This window comes from Pseudomonas sp. S2_A05 (assembly GCF_054668485.1).
In genome coordinates, this window is sequence record NZ_CP162775.1 from 5,054,168 (window position 1) to 5,069,189 (window position 15,022).

At 57.8% G+C, this 15,022-nt stretch carries 16 protein-coding genes, 1 tRNA gene and 1 pseudogene; 13 read left to right on the forward strand and 5 right to left on the reverse strand.

Annotated elements, in window-relative coordinates:
* Nucleotides 1-22 precede the first annotated feature (22 nt).
* Entirely contained in the window at nt 23-568 is a 546-nt protein-coding gene (gene rfbC, locus AB4O12_RS22965) for a dTDP-4-dehydrorhamnose 3,5-epimerase (protein ID WP_423664295.1), read from the reverse strand.
* Nucleotides 569-729: 161 nt separating this feature from the next.
* Here rfbC and AB4O12_RS22970 point away from each other — a divergent pair, with 161 nt between their 5' ends.
* The 9 genes from AB4O12_RS22970 (at nt 730) to AB4O12_RS23010 (ending at nt 10,599) form a co-directional block, all read left to right on the forward strand.
* The gene (locus tag AB4O12_RS22970; RefSeq protein ID WP_460059774.1) at nt 730-3,642 is read left to right on the forward strand and encodes an aminotransferase; all 2,913 of its coding nucleotides are present in this window, start codon (nt 730-732) and stop codon (nt 3,640-3,642) included.
* A gap of 304 nt (nt 3,643-3,946) precedes the next feature.
* Nucleotides 3,947-4,825 (forward strand): N-carbamoylputrescine amidase, encoded by an 879-nt coding sequence (gene aguB / locus AB4O12_RS22975; protein WP_041477498.1) that lies wholly within the window; start codon nt 3,947-3,949, stop codon nt 4,823-4,825.
* Nucleotides 4,825-5,931 carry an agmatine deiminase gene (gene aguA, locus AB4O12_RS22980; RefSeq protein WP_460059775.1) on the forward strand — a complete coding sequence of 369 codons (1,107 nt, stop codon included), beginning with the start codon at nt 4,825-4,827 and terminating at the stop codon, nt 5,929-5,931. Before aguB ends, aguA begins: the two co-directional genes overlap by 1 nt.
* Nucleotides 5,932-6,176: 245 nt before the next feature.
* Nucleotides 6,177-6,389, forward strand: a complete 213-nt coding sequence (locus tag AB4O12_RS22985; protein WP_016772156.1) for a hypothetical protein — start codon at nt 6,177-6,179, stop codon at nt 6,387-6,389.
* 461 nt (nt 6,390-6,850) lie between these two features.
* Nucleotides 6,851-8,155, forward strand: coding sequence for an OprD family porin (locus AB4O12_RS22990; RefSeq protein WP_150741768.1), 1,305 nt, complete (start codon nt 6,851-6,853; stop codon nt 8,153-8,155).
* Between the two features lie 231 nt (nt 8,156-8,386).
* Nucleotides 8,387-9,133 (forward strand): 2OG-Fe dioxygenase family protein, encoded by a 747-nt coding sequence (locus AB4O12_RS22995; protein ID WP_041477502.1) that lies wholly within the window; start codon nt 8,387-8,389, stop codon nt 9,131-9,133.
* Nucleotides 9,134-9,212: 79 nt separating this feature from the next.
* Nucleotides 9,213-9,590 (forward strand): GNAT family N-acetyltransferase, encoded by a 378-nt coding sequence (locus AB4O12_RS23000; protein WP_008080517.1) that lies wholly within the window; start codon nt 9,213-9,215, stop codon nt 9,588-9,590.
* The gene (locus tag AB4O12_RS23005) at nt 9,587-10,303 is read left to right on the forward strand and encodes an AzlC family ABC transporter permease (protein WP_460059776.1); all 717 of its coding nucleotides are present in this window, start codon (nt 9,587-9,589) and stop codon (nt 10,301-10,303) included. Before AB4O12_RS23000 ends, AB4O12_RS23005 begins: the two co-directional genes overlap by 4 nt.
* Nucleotides 10,282-10,599, forward strand: a complete 318-nt coding sequence (locus AB4O12_RS23010; protein WP_024011198.1) for an AzlD domain-containing protein — start codon at nt 10,282-10,284, stop codon at nt 10,597-10,599. The genes AB4O12_RS23005 and AB4O12_RS23010 overlap by 22 nt, the downstream gene beginning before the upstream one ends.
* Here the strand turns inward: AB4O12_RS23010 and AB4O12_RS23015 are convergent.
* Nucleotides 10,516-11,442, reverse strand: a complete 927-nt coding sequence (locus tag AB4O12_RS23015) for a LysR family transcriptional regulator (protein WP_041477504.1) — start codon at nt 11,440-11,442, stop codon at nt 10,516-10,518. The genes AB4O12_RS23010 and AB4O12_RS23015 overlap by 84 nt on opposite strands.
* 468 nt (nt 11,443-11,910) lie before the next feature.
* On the opposite strand from AB4O12_RS23015, the gene AB4O12_RS23020 reads away from it, so the two are divergent.
* The 3 genes from AB4O12_RS23020 (at nt 11,911) to AB4O12_RS23030 (ending at nt 13,505) form a co-directional block, all read left to right on the forward strand.
* Nucleotides 11,911-12,201: a type II toxin-antitoxin system RelB/DinJ family antitoxin gene (locus tag AB4O12_RS23020; protein WP_056787159.1), complete on the forward strand. Its 291-nt coding sequence runs from the start codon at nt 11,911-11,913 to the stop codon at nt 12,199-12,201.
* A 219-nt stretch (nt 12,202-12,420) separates the two neighbouring features.
* On the forward strand, nt 12,421-12,828 hold the full coding sequence (locus tag AB4O12_RS23025) for an MbcA/ParS/Xre antitoxin family protein (protein ID WP_460059777.1): 408 nt from the start codon (nt 12,421-12,423) through the stop codon (nt 12,826-12,828).
* Nucleotides 12,825-13,505: an RES family NAD+ phosphorylase gene (locus AB4O12_RS23030; RefSeq protein ID WP_460059778.1), complete on the forward strand. Its 681-nt coding sequence runs from the start codon at nt 12,825-12,827 to the stop codon at nt 13,503-13,505. The genes AB4O12_RS23025 and AB4O12_RS23030 overlap by 4 nt, the downstream gene beginning before the upstream one ends.
* Here the strand turns inward: AB4O12_RS23030 and AB4O12_RS23035 are convergent.
* Both AB4O12_RS23035 and AB4O12_RS23040 read right to left on the reverse strand, forming a co-directional pair.
* Nucleotides 13,496-14,293 carry a lipopolysaccharide biosynthesis protein gene (locus AB4O12_RS23035; RefSeq protein ID WP_460059779.1) on the reverse strand — a complete coding sequence of 266 codons (798 nt, stop codon included), beginning with the start codon at nt 14,291-14,293 and terminating at the stop codon, nt 13,496-13,498. The genes AB4O12_RS23030 and AB4O12_RS23035 overlap by 10 nt on opposite strands.
* Nucleotides 14,294-14,600: 307 nt before the next feature.
* Entirely contained in the window at nt 14,601-14,723 is a 123-nt protein-coding gene (locus AB4O12_RS23040) for a DUF3077 domain-containing protein (RefSeq protein WP_370695126.1), read from the reverse strand.
* On the opposite strand from AB4O12_RS23040, the pseudogene AB4O12_RS23045 reads away from it, so the two are divergent.
* A pseudogene (locus AB4O12_RS23045) lies at nt 14,692-14,793 on the forward strand (helix-turn-helix domain-containing protein); the annotation flags it as partial. The gene AB4O12_RS23040 and the pseudogene AB4O12_RS23045 sit on opposite strands and share 32 nt — an antisense overlap.
* 85 nt (nt 14,794-14,878) lie before the next feature.
* Here AB4O12_RS23045 and AB4O12_RS23050 read toward each other — a convergent pair.
* Nucleotides 14,879-14,954: transfer RNA gene (locus AB4O12_RS23050), tRNA-Thr, on the reverse strand.
* Between the last annotated feature and the right edge of the window lie 68 nt (nt 14,955-15,022).

Below are 15,022 nucleotides of genomic sequence, written 5' to 3' on the forward strand. Positions count from 1 at the left end.
GACAGGCGCATTATGCCCGGCCTCAGGCGAAGACGTCAGCGTCCTTGAGCAGCGCAGCCGCCTGGTCCTTGGCCGACAGCTTCGGCGCTTCCTCCAGTTGCCAATCGATGCCCAACGCCGGGTCGTCCCAACGAATGCTGCGTTCGGAGGTCGGGTCGTAATAGTTGGTGGTCTTGTAGAGGAACTCGGCGAACTCGCTCAGCACCACGAAACCGTGAGCGAAACCTTCCGGTACCCACAGCTGGCGATGGTTTTCCGCCGACAGGCGCACCGCCACCGATTTACCGAAATGCGGCGAGCTGCGACGGATGTCCACCGCCACATCGAGCACTTCACCCGCGGTCACGCGAACCAGTTTGCCCTGGGTGTTCTGCAACTGGTAATGCAGGCCACGCAGCACGCCTTTTTGCGAGCGCGAATGGTTGTCCTGCACAAACTGCGTTTCCAGACCGGTAGCGTCCTGAAACGCCTTGGCATTGAAACTCTCGTAGAAAAAACCGCGCTCGTCGCCGAACACCTTGGGTTCGATGATCAGAACACCGGGCAGATCGGTGGTGATGACATTCATGAGGATTTCCATAGACAGGTGTGAATGGCCGACATTCTTGCGCAAAGTGCTGCAGGGCGCGAGCGTTCGGTTTGAATTGGGCCGTTCAGTCACGCTGGGGGTTGCGTAACCGCCAAGGCAATGGCGATATAAGCGCCTAATAAAATTTCAGGGGTCGTTTCATGCCGCTCGCCACGTTGATTCATCGCGCCAGTTTGCCCGGTCCGCAGGTTTCAGAGGCGCAGGCGCTGCAATGGCTGGCCGAATATTACGGACTTGGCGGCACGCTGCAGGCGCTGGGCAGCCAGCAGGATCTGAATTACCGCGTCGACAGCGCAAATGGGCGCTTCGTGTTGAAAGTCTGTCGTGGCGACTACGCTCTTGTGGAACTGCAAGCCCAGCACGCAGGCCTCAATTATCTGGCCGAGCAGTCGGCGATCAAGGTGCCGCGCGTCATCGCAGCCAATAACGGTGCGGATCTGTTGTCGTTGCAAGCCAATGGCGAAACGGTGCATGTGCGGTTGTTGGAGTACATCGACGGGCAGCCGTTGACCGATTTCGATCATCTTGGCCAGGACGTGGTTGCCGGGTTTGGCCGACTCTGTGGCGAGATGGATCTGGCGCTGGCAGGCTTCGATCACCCCGGCCTTGAACGCACCTTGCAGTGGGACGCGCGTCACGCCAACGCTTTGATCAGTCATCTGTTGCCGGTGATCTCGGACGTGCAGCAGCGTGCGGTGATCAGCGCTGCCGCCGAGCAGGCCGAGCGCCGTTTGCAGCCGCTGCTGGACAAGCTGCCGGTGCAGGCGATTCACATGGATATCACCGATGACAACGTCGTCTGGGCGCGTGATGCCCAGCGGCATTGGCAATTGCAGGGGGTGATCGACTTCGGTGATCTGGTGCGCACCTGGCGCATCACTGATTTGTCCGTGACCTGTGCGGCTTTGCTGCATCACGCCGATGGCGATCCGTTTGTCATCCTGCCGGCGGTCAAGGCGTATCACGCGGTCAATCCGTTGCAGTACGCAGAACTGCAAGCGCTGTGGCCCTTGATCGTGGCGCGGGCGGCGGTGCTGGTGCTCAGTGGCGAGCAACAGGTGAGCATCGATCCCGCCAATACTTATAGCCGCGACAATCTCAGCCACGAGTGGGAAATCTTCCGCGTCGCGACCTCGGTGCCACTGGAGCTGATGGAAGCGGCGATTCTCACCGCCGTGGGACAGACCGTGCCGGAGGCTGAAAACACAGAATTTGCACCATTGTTGCCCGGGCTGGTCGGGCGTGAATTTGCGCTGATCGATCTGGGCGTGTTGAGTCCGCATTTCGAAGCGGGCAATTGGGAGCAGCCGGGCATTGATCAGCGCTTGCTGACAGAAGCCGCAGCGGTGCATGGGCTGGCGGCGACGCGTTATGGCCAGTACCGCTTGTCACGCACCCGCCCGGACAGTGCGACTGAACCGGATACGTTCCCGTTGCATGTCGAATTGCGTGTGCCGACCGGAAGCGAGGTGCAAGCACCGTTCCCCGGCGTTCTGAATCAAGCGGCAAACGGGGCGCTGCAACTCGATGGCCCGCAGTTCAGCGTTCGCCTGTGGGGCGTGACGCCAGTTCTTGGCCATGACGCGGCACTGGATCGAGGCCAGAAGCTCGGTACGGTCACGGGCCCGCTGCTAGTGCAGATGTGCCGGGGAGCAGAACTCGACGCGCCGCTGTTCTGCACGCCGTCCCGTGCATCCGCATGGCAGGCGGTGTGCCCGTCACCGGCGACTTTGCTCGGGCTGGCCTGCGACGCCGAGCCTGAGCTGGACGCGCAAACCCTGCTCGAACGCCGCGATGCCAGTTTCGCCCGCACGCAAAAACACTATTACGTTGACCCGCCACGTATTGAACGCGGCTGGCGCAATCACCTGATCGACATGCACGGCCGATCCTATCTGGACATGCTCAACAACGTCGCGGTTCTCGGCCATGGTCACCCTCGGATGGCGGCGGTCGCGGCGCGGCAGTGGTCGTTGCTCAATACCAATTCGCGCTTCAACTATGCGGCGGTCGCCGAGTTCTCCGAGCGCTTGCTGAAGCTGGCGCCGAAGGGCATGGATCGCGTGTTCCTGGTCAACAGCGGCAGCGAGGCCAATGACCTGGCGATTCGTCTGGCCTGGGCTTTCAGCGGCGGGCGCGACATGATCAGCGTGCTCGAGGCGTATCACGGCTGGACGATCGGTGCCGATGCGGTATCGACGTCGATTGCCGACAACCCGAGGGCGCTGGAAAGTCGCCCGGACTGGGTGCATCCGGTGCCGGCGCCGAACACTTATCGGGGCGAATTCCGTGGCGCGGATTCGGCGCCGGATTACGTGCGCAGCGTCGAACATCACCTGCAAAAACTGGCCGAGCAAAAGCGGCAACTGGCCGGTTTCATCTGCGAGCCGGTCTACGGTAATGCCGGGGGTATTTCTTTACCGCCGGGCTATCTGCCGCAGGTGTATGAAAAGGTCCGCGCGCAGGGCGGGGTGTGCATCGCTGACGAAGTGCAGGTCGGTTACGGGCGCATGGGCCATTTCTTCTGGGGCTTCGAAGAGCAGGGCGTGGTGCCGGACATCATCACCATGGCCAAAGGCATGGGTAACGGCCAGCCACTTGGCGCGGTGATCACCCGCCGGGAAATCGCCGAGGCGCTGGAGGCCGAAGGTTATTTCTTCTCGTCGGCGGGCGGCAGTCCGGTCAGTTGCCAGATCGGCATGGCGGTGCTGGATGTGATGGAGGAGGAAAAGCTCTGGGAAAACGCCCAGGTCGTCGGCGGTTACTTCAAGGCGCGCCTGGAAGCGTTAATCGATAAACATCCGCTGGTCGGTGCGGTGCACGGCTCCGGTTTCTACCTCGGGCTGGAACTGATCCGCAATCGCCAGACGCTGGAGCCGGCGACCGCCGAAACTGCGTTGCTGTGTGATCGTCTGCGCGAGTTGGGGATCTTCATGCAGCCGACGGGCGATGACTTGAACATCCTCAAGATCAAGCCACCGATGGTGACGTCGCGCCAGAGCGTGGATTTCTTCGTCGAAATGCTGGATCGGGTGTTGAGCGAAGGCCTGTAAGCAAGGCACATCCCCTGTGGGAGCGAGCCTGCTCGCGAAAGCTGTGTATCAGTCGCCACATGCGATGACTGACACAGCGCATTCGCGAGCAGGCTCGCTCCCACATTTTTTTTCGCTCTTAAGTTCGATTTGTATCGATTTAATTAGCGTTCAAACGAAGAGATTACTGATTTATAGCTTTTAAAGCCGATATTTATCGGTTATAAATTCGCCATTGCTCCGGCATGACGATCTTTTGTCCGGTGCACGCGTTTTCTTTCGGTCGAATTCTTCGACCGTCAAAGCACTAGTCCGGAGATGATTCATGAGCCGTATCGTTACCGTCGCCGCCACGCAGATGGCCTGTTCGTGGGACCTGGAAGCCAACCTCGAAACCGCTGAAAGACTGGTCCGTGAAGCCGCCGGCAAAGGCGCGCAGATCATCCTCATCCAGGAACTGTTCGAGGCACCGTATTTCTGCCAGAAGCCGAATCCGGATTACCTGCAACTGGCAACGACGGTTGAAGAAAACGTCGCCATCAAGCATTTCCGGAAAATTGCCAAAGAGCTGCAAGTGGTGCTGCCGATCAGCTTCTACGAACTGGCCGGGCGTGCACGCTTCAACAGCATCGCGATCATCGACGCCGACGGCAGCAACCTCGGGATTTATCGTAAAAGCCACATTCCGGACGGCCCGGGCTATCACGAGAAGTATTACTTCAACCCGGGCGACACCGGCTTCAAGGTGTGGAATACCCGTTACGCGAAAATCGGCGTCGGCATCTGCTGGGACCAGTGGTTCCCGGAAGCGGCGCGCAGCATGGCCCTGCAAGGCGCGGAAATTCTCTTTTATCCAACCGCGATCGGCAGCGAGCCGCACGACAAGACCATATCTTCGCGCGATCACTGGCAGCGAGTGCAGCAGGGCCATGCCGGCGCCAACCTGATGCCGCTGGTTGCCAGCAACCGCATCGGCAATGAAGAGCAGGACGGCTACGACATCACCTTCTATGGCTCTTCGTTCATCGCCAACCAGTTCGGCGAAAAAGTGCAGGAGCTGAATAAAACCGAAGAAGGTATTCTTGTGCACACGTTCAACCTCGACGAGCTGGAACATATTCGCAGCGCGTGGGGTTCATTCCGCGACCGCCGGCCGAATCTGTACGGCGCGTTGAAAACCCTCGACGGTTCCCTGGAGTCCTGATGACCACATTGAAAAGTACCCCACGCGCCGATGGCTTCTACATGCCGGCCGAGTGGGCGCCACAGACCCAGACCTGGATGATCTGGCCCGAGCGCCCGGACAACTGGCGTCTGGGCGGCAAACCGGCGCAGGCCGCGCACGCCACAGTGGCCAAAGCCATCGCCCGCTTCGAGCCGGTCACGGTTGCCGTCTCCGCCGGCCAATACGAAAACGCCCGCGCGCGCCTCGATGTGCCGAATATCCGCGTGGTGGAAATGTCCAGCGACGATGCCTGGGTTCGCGACAGCGGCCCGACCTTCGTGATCAATAACCATGGCGAAGTGCGCGGTGTGAACTGGGATTTCAACGCCTGGGGCGGTTTCGATGGCGGCCTGTATGCACCGTGGAACCGTGATTCGCAGGTCGGCGGCAAGATCCTCGAGATCGAACGCAGCCCGCGTTACCGCACCGAAGGTTTCGTGCTCGAAGGCGGTTCGATTCATGTCGACGGCGAAGGCACGCTGATCACCACCGAAGAATGCTTGCTCAACCGCAATCGCAACCCGCACCTGAGCCGCAAAGAAATCGAAGCCGTACTCAGCGACAACCTGTCTGTGGACAAGATCATCTGGTTGCCGGATGGCTTGTTCAACGATGAGACCGACGGCCATGTGGATAACTTCTGCTGCTACGTGCGTCCAGGCGAAGTGCTGCTGGCGTGGACCGATGATCCGCAGGATCCGAACTACCCGCGCTGCCAGGCCGCAATGAAAGTGCTGCAAAGCAGCACCGACGCCAAGGGCCGCCCGTTCACGGTGCACAAAATGCCGATTCCGGGGCCGCTGTACGCGACCGAAGAAGAGTGTGCCGGCGTCGATGCGGTGGACGGCTCGCAGGAGCGCAATCCTTCCGTGCGTCTGGCCGGTTCCTACGTGAACTTCCTGATCGTCAACGGCGGCATTATCGCGCCGAGCTTCGACGACCCGATGGATGCCCCGGCCAGGGAAATCCTGCAGAAGCTGTTCCCGCAACACGAAGTCGTGATGGTGCCGGGCCGTGAACTGTTACTGGGTGGCGGCAATATTCACTGCCTTACCCAACAGCAGCCAGCCCCGCACAAAGAGTGAGTTGAGTCGTAACAGCTTGAGTTGATTCACAAATCAGCCAGGCAATGATTAGCTCGCTCTGCATGAAAGCAAGCCCGCGGCCCGTCAGGACCGCGGGCTTGTTTGTATCCGCCGGTCGACATTCGAGTCGCCTTGGCATAGCTCTTGTATTGCTCCTTATGCACTAGGGAGGGCGGGGAACTTCAACAGTTCTGTCACAAACCTTGGATAACGTAGCCGCTCACGAACGGGGAGAGAGCGCTGAAATGAACGCCGAAGTGAACGTAATCAGCGAGCGGACTGTGCATCCCATGGCCGTCAACGGCGAATCGCTCCAGCTTGTCGCGCACTGGTTGAAGTCCAATGGAACGCGTCAGATCAGACAACCTGATCCGCGCCGGATGATGATCGAGCGTTACCCCGCTGGCCTGTTCAGCGAGGCCGAGCTGGAAGCCTTGTGGGATGTGATGGAAGGATAAGAACAATAGGGATTGGTAAAAGCGCTGCCGGGATGGCGGCGCTTTTTTTGCCTGATTTTTATCCACAGGTATTCAGAAGTGGGAGCGAGCCTGCTCGCGAAGACGTCAGCACTGCCAATGACTTTGTTGACTGATCCAGCGCTTCGCGAGCAGGCTCGCTCCCCACAGTTCAAACTCCCTGTTTAATCCGTTTTTTCTGCAACCGCCCAGCAAGAAAATTACGTTTCTTAGACGTTTTTCGCCTATTTAAAGACGATTCTTGAAATTGACACACAGTTCAGGGCGCGGCTACGATTCGGCCCAACGCCTGTGGCTAACCGCCATGACTCAAAATAAGGAGCAGGCCCGCCATGACGTTAACGTCGGCGGGCTTTTTTGTTTCGGGGTGAATACAAGAGTGCAGAAAGCGCCGTTTCAGCCGTTCGACACAGCGCGTTTCAACCCGTAATAAGGAAAACAAAATGTTGAACAAGCGAATCAGTCTGATCGCACTGGGGATGTTGAGTGCTACACAGGCCATGGCTAACGACCAGGCCGAGTCCAAGGGTTTCGTTGAAGACAGCAGCCTGAAAGTGCTGCTGCGCAACGCCTACATCAATCGTGATTACAAAGACGGTAACAAGGACAAGGCCGAATGGGGCCAAGCGGCCATCGGTACGTTCTCGTCGGGCTTCACCCAAGGCACCGTTGGTGTCGGCGTGGACGCTTTCGGTCTGTACGCATTGCGCCTGGACGGCGGCAAGGGCCGTAGCGGCGCCGGCGGCATCGACTTCTTCAGGCAGGAAAATGATGGTCGCGCGAACCACGACATTGCCAAGGGCGGCGCAGCGGTCAAATTCCGTGTTTCCAACACCGTGTTGACCTATGGCGACCAGATGCCGGCCCTGCCGGTGCTGAGCTACGACAACGTGCGTCTGCTGCCGGAAAGCTATACCGGTACTTTGATCACCTCCCGTGAGATCAAAGGCCTGGAATTAAACGCCGGGCGTTTCACTGCCGAGTCGCGCAAAAGCGATGAAGGCCGTGACAGCGGCGGTCTGAAGTCGATCAACGTGTTGGGCGGCAGCTATCAGTTCACCGAAAACTTCAAAGGCGCGCTGTACGCCTCCGACGTTGAGGACGTCTTGAAGAAACAGTACGTGAATGCCAACTATGTGATTCCGTTCAACAAGGATCAGTCGCTGACCCTGGATTTCAACGGTTATCGCACCAAGCTGGACAGCTCGTACGTACGCGAAAACACCGTGCCGGGCGAAAGCATCGTCACCGGTCGCGACAACAAGATCTGGAGCCTGGCAGCCACCTTCGCCACCGGCCCGCACTCGTTCACCGTGGCGCATCAGCGTTCCACTGGCGACAGTAACTTGGGCTACGCCTATGGCGGCTATCAGAAAGACCAGGGTCGTGTCGGCGACGGTGGTAACTCCATCTATCTGGCCAACTCCTACTGGTCTGACTTCAACGCCGAAGACGAACGCAGCTGGCAGCTGGGTTACGGTCTGGACTTTGGTTCGTTCGGCGTTCCGGGTCTGAGCTACAACTTCGCTTACGTGCGCGGCGACAACATCACCACGTCCACCAGCGAAGGCGGCACCGAGCGCGAAATCTTCAACCAGTTCAAGTACGTCGTGCAGAGTGGCCCGGCCAAAGACCTGAGCGTGAAGTTGCGCAGCTCGATCCTGCGCGTGTCGCAGAAATCCAGCGAGTACAACGTCAGCGGTAACGAGCTGCGTGTATTCGTGGACTATCCGATCAACATCTTCTGATGATCGATCCGCTGTAAGAGAAATGAGAAAACCTCGATTCGATCGGGGTTTTTTTTCGCCGGTTCTTCAGCGAAAACCGCAAATAACCGGTGTTTTTGTCATGTAAAAGTCGTTTTTCAAGCGCTGCAGATTCCGTTTCAAGCAGTGCTTCAAATGCCTGAAATTCTTTCTCATGGACGCAAATTCTCCACCCAATAGATTAGGGCGTTCAACGCAGCGGAGAATTTGGTAATGATCGTTTTGAACAGAGAAGTGGGCGAATCGCTACGGCGCGACAAGTTTGTCAACGTCCAGGGTGGTGACTTCAATCTCTACGGTCATTTTGCCGACTTCGTCAGACTGACCAAAAGTTGGGAAAACATGGAGCCAGACAGCTACTACGGTCAGGCCGAAGCCGGCATGCGTTATCGTCGTTACAGCGACTTTGAATACAACCCGAAAACCCGCGAGCTCAAGCAACTTGAGCATCGCGCTTATGTGCAATCGAAAGAGAACAACGCTTACGTCGGTGGCGTGGTGCGCCACTTCCAGGACTTTTCCGAGGAAGTGATCTCCTCGCCGGTGATGCGCAGCCTGATCGACACCGATTTCGAAGTGTACAAAAGTGTCCTGCCGGAAGAGTTGCACGATGAAATCTGGCAGTGCCAGATCCATCAGATCCGCATCGAGATCAAACCCGGCAAACAGCTGGAAATCACTCCTGAAGGTATTCATTGCGACGGCTATCCGTTCAGCGGTGTGCACTTCTGGGGCCGCAGTAACGTAGAGGGTGCCGAGAGTCGACTGTACGACATCCACGAGCATCAGCTGGCGGCGACCACCTACGAGGAAATTCTCGATACCACCTTCTTCCTCGATCGCGACATGCGCCACTACGTGACCCCGGCGCGCAATACCCACACCCATGCCATGGCGTACCGGCAGATTCTGGCGATTTCCTTCTCGCGGCCCGGGACCGCTTTCGACATTGTTCGCTAATCAGATCACCCTAATCGACGGCGTCGAGTGCTCGACGCCAGTGGTACTGCGCCGCGCCACCGCCAAGGATGCGCAACGCATGGAGCGCTTCTTCCGCCAGTTCGACGAAGTGTCGTTCTGCGAATGGCAGGACGCCAAATGCCTGCGCGGCGTGTTGATCCAGAAAACCACCACGGCGTATCTGGCGTTCGATGTGGCTGGCGAGATCGTCGGCGCGGTGCTCGGCGGCATGCTCGGCAGTCGCGGCACGATCAATCATCTGGCCGTGAGCCCGCGCTACCGCAGCCAGGGCGTGGGCCAGCGTCTGGTTGAAGCAGCGTCGTCCGACATGAAACGGGTCGGGGTGCTGCGGATGTTTCTGTTCGTCGACGATGCTAACCTCGCGGGCAAGCGATTCTGGACTGCCCAGGGTTTTTGCGAGCCTCACGGCGAACGAACATTTGAGAGGGATCTATGAATGAAAGGTCCGGCAGCGCGCCGCTGATGGCGACTCATCAGCCGTCGCGCACGTTTGCCGAAGCCAGCCCGGTGGTCGCCGGGTATTTCACCGTGTCGTTTGTTTTCGGGCTGATGGCGGTAAACGCCGGTCTGCCGATGTGGCTGCCAGTAGCGATGTGCTTGTTCGTCTATGCCGGCGCCTCGCAGTTCGCCGCGCTGGCGCTGATCTCCAGCGGCGCATCGCTGACCACCATTGTGCTGACCACTTTCCTGATCAATGCGCGGCACATGCTGATGTCGGTGTACATGGCCGAGGCGCTGCGCGCCCTTGGCTTGAGCCGCATGGAGCGTTGGGCTTACGCCGGTGGCCTGACGGATGAATCCTTCGCCTTTCACAGCGTCAAGCTCGGTACAGGCGCGCCGGTCAACGTGCGTTATCTGATCGGTTTCAATCTGTTCTGCCACACCTCGTGGGTGCTCGGCGGTTTGCTCGGTGCGGTCTGCGCGCAGTACGCGGCGCACTTGATCAAATATCAGCTCGACTACGCGCTGACGGCGATGATGCTTTACGTGTTGGTCTCGCTGTGCAACACGCGCAACAAACTGATTGCCGCCGCTGCCGCCGTGGTCTGCATGGGGGCGCTGAGCCTGATCGGCAGTTCGCCCTTCAACGTATTTATCGCCACGTTCGTGGGCTGCGGAGTGGGTGTATGCCTGACCAAACGTTCCTGATTCTGGTGGTGGTGCTGATGATGGCCGTGACCTTCCTGCCGCGCGCCTTGCCGCTGCAGATCAACACCGAACACTGGCCGCCGTTCGTGGCGCGGGCGCTGGAATATCTGCCGGTGGCGATCGTCGCTGCGATCAGCCTCACACCCCTGTTGATCAAGGATCGGCAGATCCAGCTCGATCGCCCGGAATTCTATGCTGCGATTCCGACGTTGCTATGTGCGTATTTCAGCAAAAACCTCTTTCTCAGTGTGGCGGTGGGGACGGCTGCGTACATTGCGCTCGGCTCGTTCATGTAGCGGCAGATCAACGACGTCGTTCAGCGCCTGGTGCGACAGCTCCGGATTGTTTACCGCCAGGCGCACTTCGAGGAAATCCTCGAAACCGGGAAAAATCGTCAGACCGTTCTTCTGCGCTGCTTCACGCGAGACCATGCCGACCGCATCCATCTGCGTGATCAACGACAGCGTCAGGGTTTCGCTGCAGGAATAGACCATGCGCTGGCCGTTCTCGTGATTGCCCAGCCCGGCGTCGAGAAACCGCAAGAAGCTGTGGGAATACGGACAATCTTCCGCAGGACGCACCTGAAACTTGTTGCCCAGCAAGGTCAGCGGATCGTTTTCCTGACCGCAATGCGCACCGACCACCTGCACCTGCACCTCTGGCAGCACGATGCTCGGCAGCCCCGGCCGCTGCGGGCCGATCAGCACGGCAAGGTCGAAATCTTCGTTCCTCAGCTTGCTGAGGTTTTCCATCGACTCGGCGTAGCTGAATTCCATCTGGTAATCGGGAAACACCTCAATCAGGCGTCCGATCATGCGTCGGTTGAAATCAGGCGACAGCGTGTTGTTCAACGCCACCTTCAACGTGCGCTGCCCGGGCACCTTCAGCGCCTCGACCTTTTCTTCCATCTGTCGCGTGGCGATCAACACTTTGTCGATGTAAGGCGTGAGCTCCGTACCTTGCGGCGTCAGCGTCAGGCCCTTGTTGGAGCGGCGAAACAAGCGGAAACCGAACTGCTCTTCGACCTTGTTCAACTGTGCGGCCAACGCCTGCACGGTCAGGCACGAATGCTCGGCTGCGGCCGACAACGAGCCGGTCTGCACGATGCGCATGAGGTTGCGTAAGGTTCTGCTATCCATGGGTAATGCCCTCTGAAGTGGGCTGGGTATTGTTGTTTACGAAACGACCGAAACGGCGCCATATGCCGGCTATATTCCTGCACCTGAGCATAGTTGTCGCGGATTTAGTAGCGAATTGATTTCCCCGCCGATGGCTGGAGGCTGACAGAGGATCGGGGTTTTTGCTGGGGTGGGGGTGATGAAGGTCAAAAAAGTGCGTGGTTTTGGTGCGCGGTGAGATTTTTTTCGAAGAGAAACAGCTTACATCTTCCTAGCTTTTTGCCTGCGTCATACGCAGATAGGTCTCAGGTAAAGTAACGATTCAGCTGATAGCGCCCAACAGTCAAAGGAGTTGAAATGGATGTCTGGCATGCGAGCCATGGTGGTAGATAACCACCTATCAACTTCGCATTGACCCACAAAGATCACTCCGAACACAATGCAGAGGTAGCGCTGATGTAGCTACAAAACCGCGATGAGGTAATTGAAATGGCTGCACTACTGAAAACTACCGATGTGCGCTGCCGCATTGATGAGGATTTGAAAGCGCGTGCCACTGAAGTCTTGAACGCTTGCGGGCTGAGCATTAGCGACGCCATGCGACTTTTTCTGCGACAGGTTGTTGCTACTCAGGGGCTTCCCTTCGAGGTGCGAGTTCCATCGGAGAAGACGGCCCGCGCAATGATGGAAGCACGAGAAATCCGTCAGCGTTTCGACTCGATAGACGACATGCTAAGGAATGCTGATGGCGAAACAGGAGAAAACGCAAAAACGCGATGATCGGCCTAAACAGTGTGCACAGACTTCTGAATTCAAGAAGTCTTGGGATCGTTTAGGGAGTCATTCAGAACTGTTTAAATAGCGCAGAAAAACATAAGCCGGCTTAACTCCGGCTTCTGTGCGTGTGATTGTTACGATTCGTTCATTTGTGTATCAAAACGCTAAAAAATTACAGTTATGTACTAGTCTTCAGCTAAGACAAAAAATCAGGAGGCGTCTATGCCTACCTCATCCCCAGCTCTCACCCCACGCGAACAACTCGACGCCCCCGAAGCCGGCCGCGTTGCGCTGAAGTTCTTCTTCAACCTCATGGAGCACTGGGGCTGCAACGCCGAGCAACAACGCACCCTGCTCGGAGGAGTCGGCAACACCACGTTCTATAAATACAAACACCTGCCAAACATACGCCTGCCCCATGACACCCTCGAGCGCATCTCTTACCTGATGGGTATTCACAAGGCGTTGAGCATCATCTTCAGCAATAGTCGCGAGCGCGCCTACAAGTGGGTCAGCAGCCCGAACAACACGGCACCGTTCAATGGCAAAACCGCGCTGGATTACATGCTGGCGGGCCGGGTGGTCGATATCGCCGATGTACGCCGCTACCTCGACGGAGTGCGCGGTTGAAAGCGCCGGCGCCGGTGGATGTGCCATGGCCGCGGGCGTATCGCATCGTCAACAGCAGCTTCCCGCCGATTGCGCTGTTCGAAGATGTCCTCGATCCCGAGGACCTCGAAGTTGCCTACGCCATCGAAGCGCTGACCAATGATCGCCTGATCGAACAGGCCGGCGTACTCGCCCGCGTACGTCCCGAAGATCGCCTGTCCGGCCCCGGTTCCAGCCCGGTGATGGCTGCGTTCACTCACGTCGGCAAACGCAGCCGTTTCAGTGACGGCACCTTCGGCGTCTATTACGCCGCCAGCAGCCAGGCTGCGGCCATCGCCGAAACCTGTTTTCACCAGGAACGCTTTCTTGCCGCGACCCGGGAAGCCGATCTCGAATTGACCATGCGTACCTATATCAATCAGGTGACCAAACCGCTGCATGATGTCCGCCATGGCTTTGATCACTTGCATCAGCCTGATCCTGAAGCCTATGGCCCATCACAGCTGTTCGCGCGGCAACTGCGCGACGTCGAGTCGTGGGGCTTGCTCTATAGCAGCGTCCGGTTGCCTGGGCATGAATGCGTTGCGGCGTTTCGTCCGCCGGCGGTATCGATTCCGAAGCAGGGCAAGCACTTGCGCTATGTCTGGAGCGCAAGTGAGGGCAGAATTTCGTTTGTGTTCGAGGTCAGTCAGGTCTGAATTATCGCTTTGACTTCGTCGAGTGTTTTGACCGGAATGACGCCGGAAGGAATTCGCGAAGAGGGCGACAAGTTGTAAACGGCAAACTCTTTGCCGACGACTTTGTCGGACATGAGTTTCAGAGATGGAAGAATTCTGGAATGAAAATGCTGGTCCAGACCGCACGGCGAGATAGAGCTTCCATCAGTCTCGTAAAAGCGCCCCGCGGACTGGTTCATATCCGCTCCCACCAAAATCACCTTTGAAAAGCCTGCGTGATAGGCAAGTTGGAGTGCGAGATACAAGACTGTGCGGGCATCAAAAAAACCATGGGCCAGGTTTTTGCTGAATCCGATACTGCGGTTTCGGCTACCTAGAACAGCGCGACTACGTACCAGATCCTGGTTGTTGCGCAGTAGCCATTCAGTCAGGGTTGGTTTGGGCGCTTTCTTCAGAAGATAGAGATCACCTGTCGGTTCAACGGCCAGTTCCTGGGCCTGGCGAGCCCAGAGAGCTACTCGCTGACTGGTGCGCATCGCATAGGCAAACAAGTCAGGCTGTTGTATCGAAAAACTGGTGTCGGTGCATGCATAGAAGAACGGCTTTATGCCTGTTCCCATGAACATGGATATCGCACCGTTCACCGTGATCATCGGGATGTCGGCAAACTGTTCAATGGGAAAATCTTTCGCGGAGCTGCCCGAAACGATGATGAATGCAGCGCCGTGAGCGATATTTCGGCAGTCAGCAAAGTTCCTGACGTGGAGGGGAAGTGGGGAGGCATTTGGCGTTCTTGATGTCGAGTTCATCGATGGTCTCTAGGTCCATGTCATGCATTCAGTCCGTTGTGCTGACGTGATGAAGCGGGATGACTCTTCCACAGCGCCGCGCTTTGTAAGGGAGTGTTGCGCTCGGCGTTAGTTCCCAATTGGCCGCTGGGCAGCCGATGCGTTGGCCAAGAACGCTCCAGTGGCTGGCGGGTTGTCTGGATAGATGCAGGAGGGAAGTCGGATATGTCCCCGCACCAAGGGACCTTGAGGAAGGCCGGCATGTTTTCGGCAGGCCTGAAATGCAAAAAGCCCTCGCATCAACGAGGGCTTCGAATGGCGGTTTGCATCAATGCCTTTCTGGTGGCGAATCCATTACTTTCACCACATCATCGATCAGTGCCTTGCTTGGCTCGTGCAGATACTGCGAGGCATAAGCGCGGACTTTGCAGGATTGGGAGCAGGGGCGCAGGCAACCGACGGGTGCAGCGCAGACTCTCTTGCGGGTCGCAAGTCAGCATCCTGAGGCGTTGCGGGATTTACATCCTGCCCGATCCCCATTTTGGACGTCTTGGCTGACTCAGAAACAACAAAGCCCCTGCATTTCTGCAGGGGCTTTGTTTTGTATGGTGCCGGCACCAGGAGTCGAACCCGGGACCTACTGATTACAAGTCAGTTGCTCTACCAACTGAGCTATACCGGCGTGTGGGCGACGATTATAGCGATTGGGTAGATCCTGTAAACCCCTGAATTCAGACTATTTTTGCATTC

Bases quoted from the DNA above. Each gene is read 5' to 3' on its own strand.
- rfbC (WP_423664295.1), bottom strand. From the start codon at position 568: ATGAATGTCATCACCACCGATCTGCCCGGTGTTCTGATCATCGAACCC.
- AB4O12_RS22970 (WP_460059774.1), top strand. From the start codon at position 730: ATGCCGCTCGCCACGTTGATTCATCGCGCCAGTTTGCCCGGTCCGCAG.
- aguB (WP_041477498.1), top strand. From the start codon at position 3,947: ATGAGCCGTATCGTTACCGTCGCCGCCACGCAGATGGCCTGTTCGTGG.
- aguA (WP_460059775.1), top strand. From the start codon at position 4,825: ATGACCACATTGAAAAGTACCCCACGCGCCGATGGCTTCTACATGCCG.
- AB4O12_RS22985 (WP_016772156.1), top strand. From the start codon at position 6,177: ATGAACGCCGAAGTGAACGTAATCAGCGAGCGGACTGTGCATCCCATG.
- AB4O12_RS22990 (WP_150741768.1), top strand. From the start codon at position 6,851: ATGTTGAACAAGCGAATCAGTCTGATCGCACTGGGGATGTTGAGTGCT.
- AB4O12_RS22995 (WP_041477502.1), top strand. From the start codon at position 8,387: ATGATCGTTTTGAACAGAGAAGTGGGCGAATCGCTACGGCGCGACAAG.
- AB4O12_RS23000 (WP_008080517.1), top strand. From the start codon at position 9,213: ATGGAGCGCTTCTTCCGCCAGTTCGACGAAGTGTCGTTCTGCGAATGG.
- AB4O12_RS23005 (WP_460059776.1), top strand. From the start codon at position 9,587: ATGAATGAAAGGTCCGGCAGCGCGCCGCTGATGGCGACTCATCAGCCG.
- AB4O12_RS23010 (WP_024011198.1), top strand. From the start codon at position 10,282: ATGCCTGACCAAACGTTCCTGATTCTGGTGGTGGTGCTGATGATGGCC.
- AB4O12_RS23015 (WP_041477504.1), bottom strand. From the start codon at position 11,442: ATGGATAGCAGAACCTTACGCAACCTCATGCGCATCGTGCAGACCGGC.
- AB4O12_RS23020 (WP_056787159.1), top strand. From the start codon at position 11,911: ATGGCTGCACTACTGAAAACTACCGATGTGCGCTGCCGCATTGATGAG.
- AB4O12_RS23025 (WP_460059777.1), top strand. From the start codon at position 12,421: ATGCCTACCTCATCCCCAGCTCTCACCCCACGCGAACAACTCGACGCC.
- AB4O12_RS23035 (WP_460059779.1), bottom strand. From the start codon at position 14,293: ATGAACTCGACATCAAGAACGCCAAATGCCTCCCCACTTCCCCTCCAC.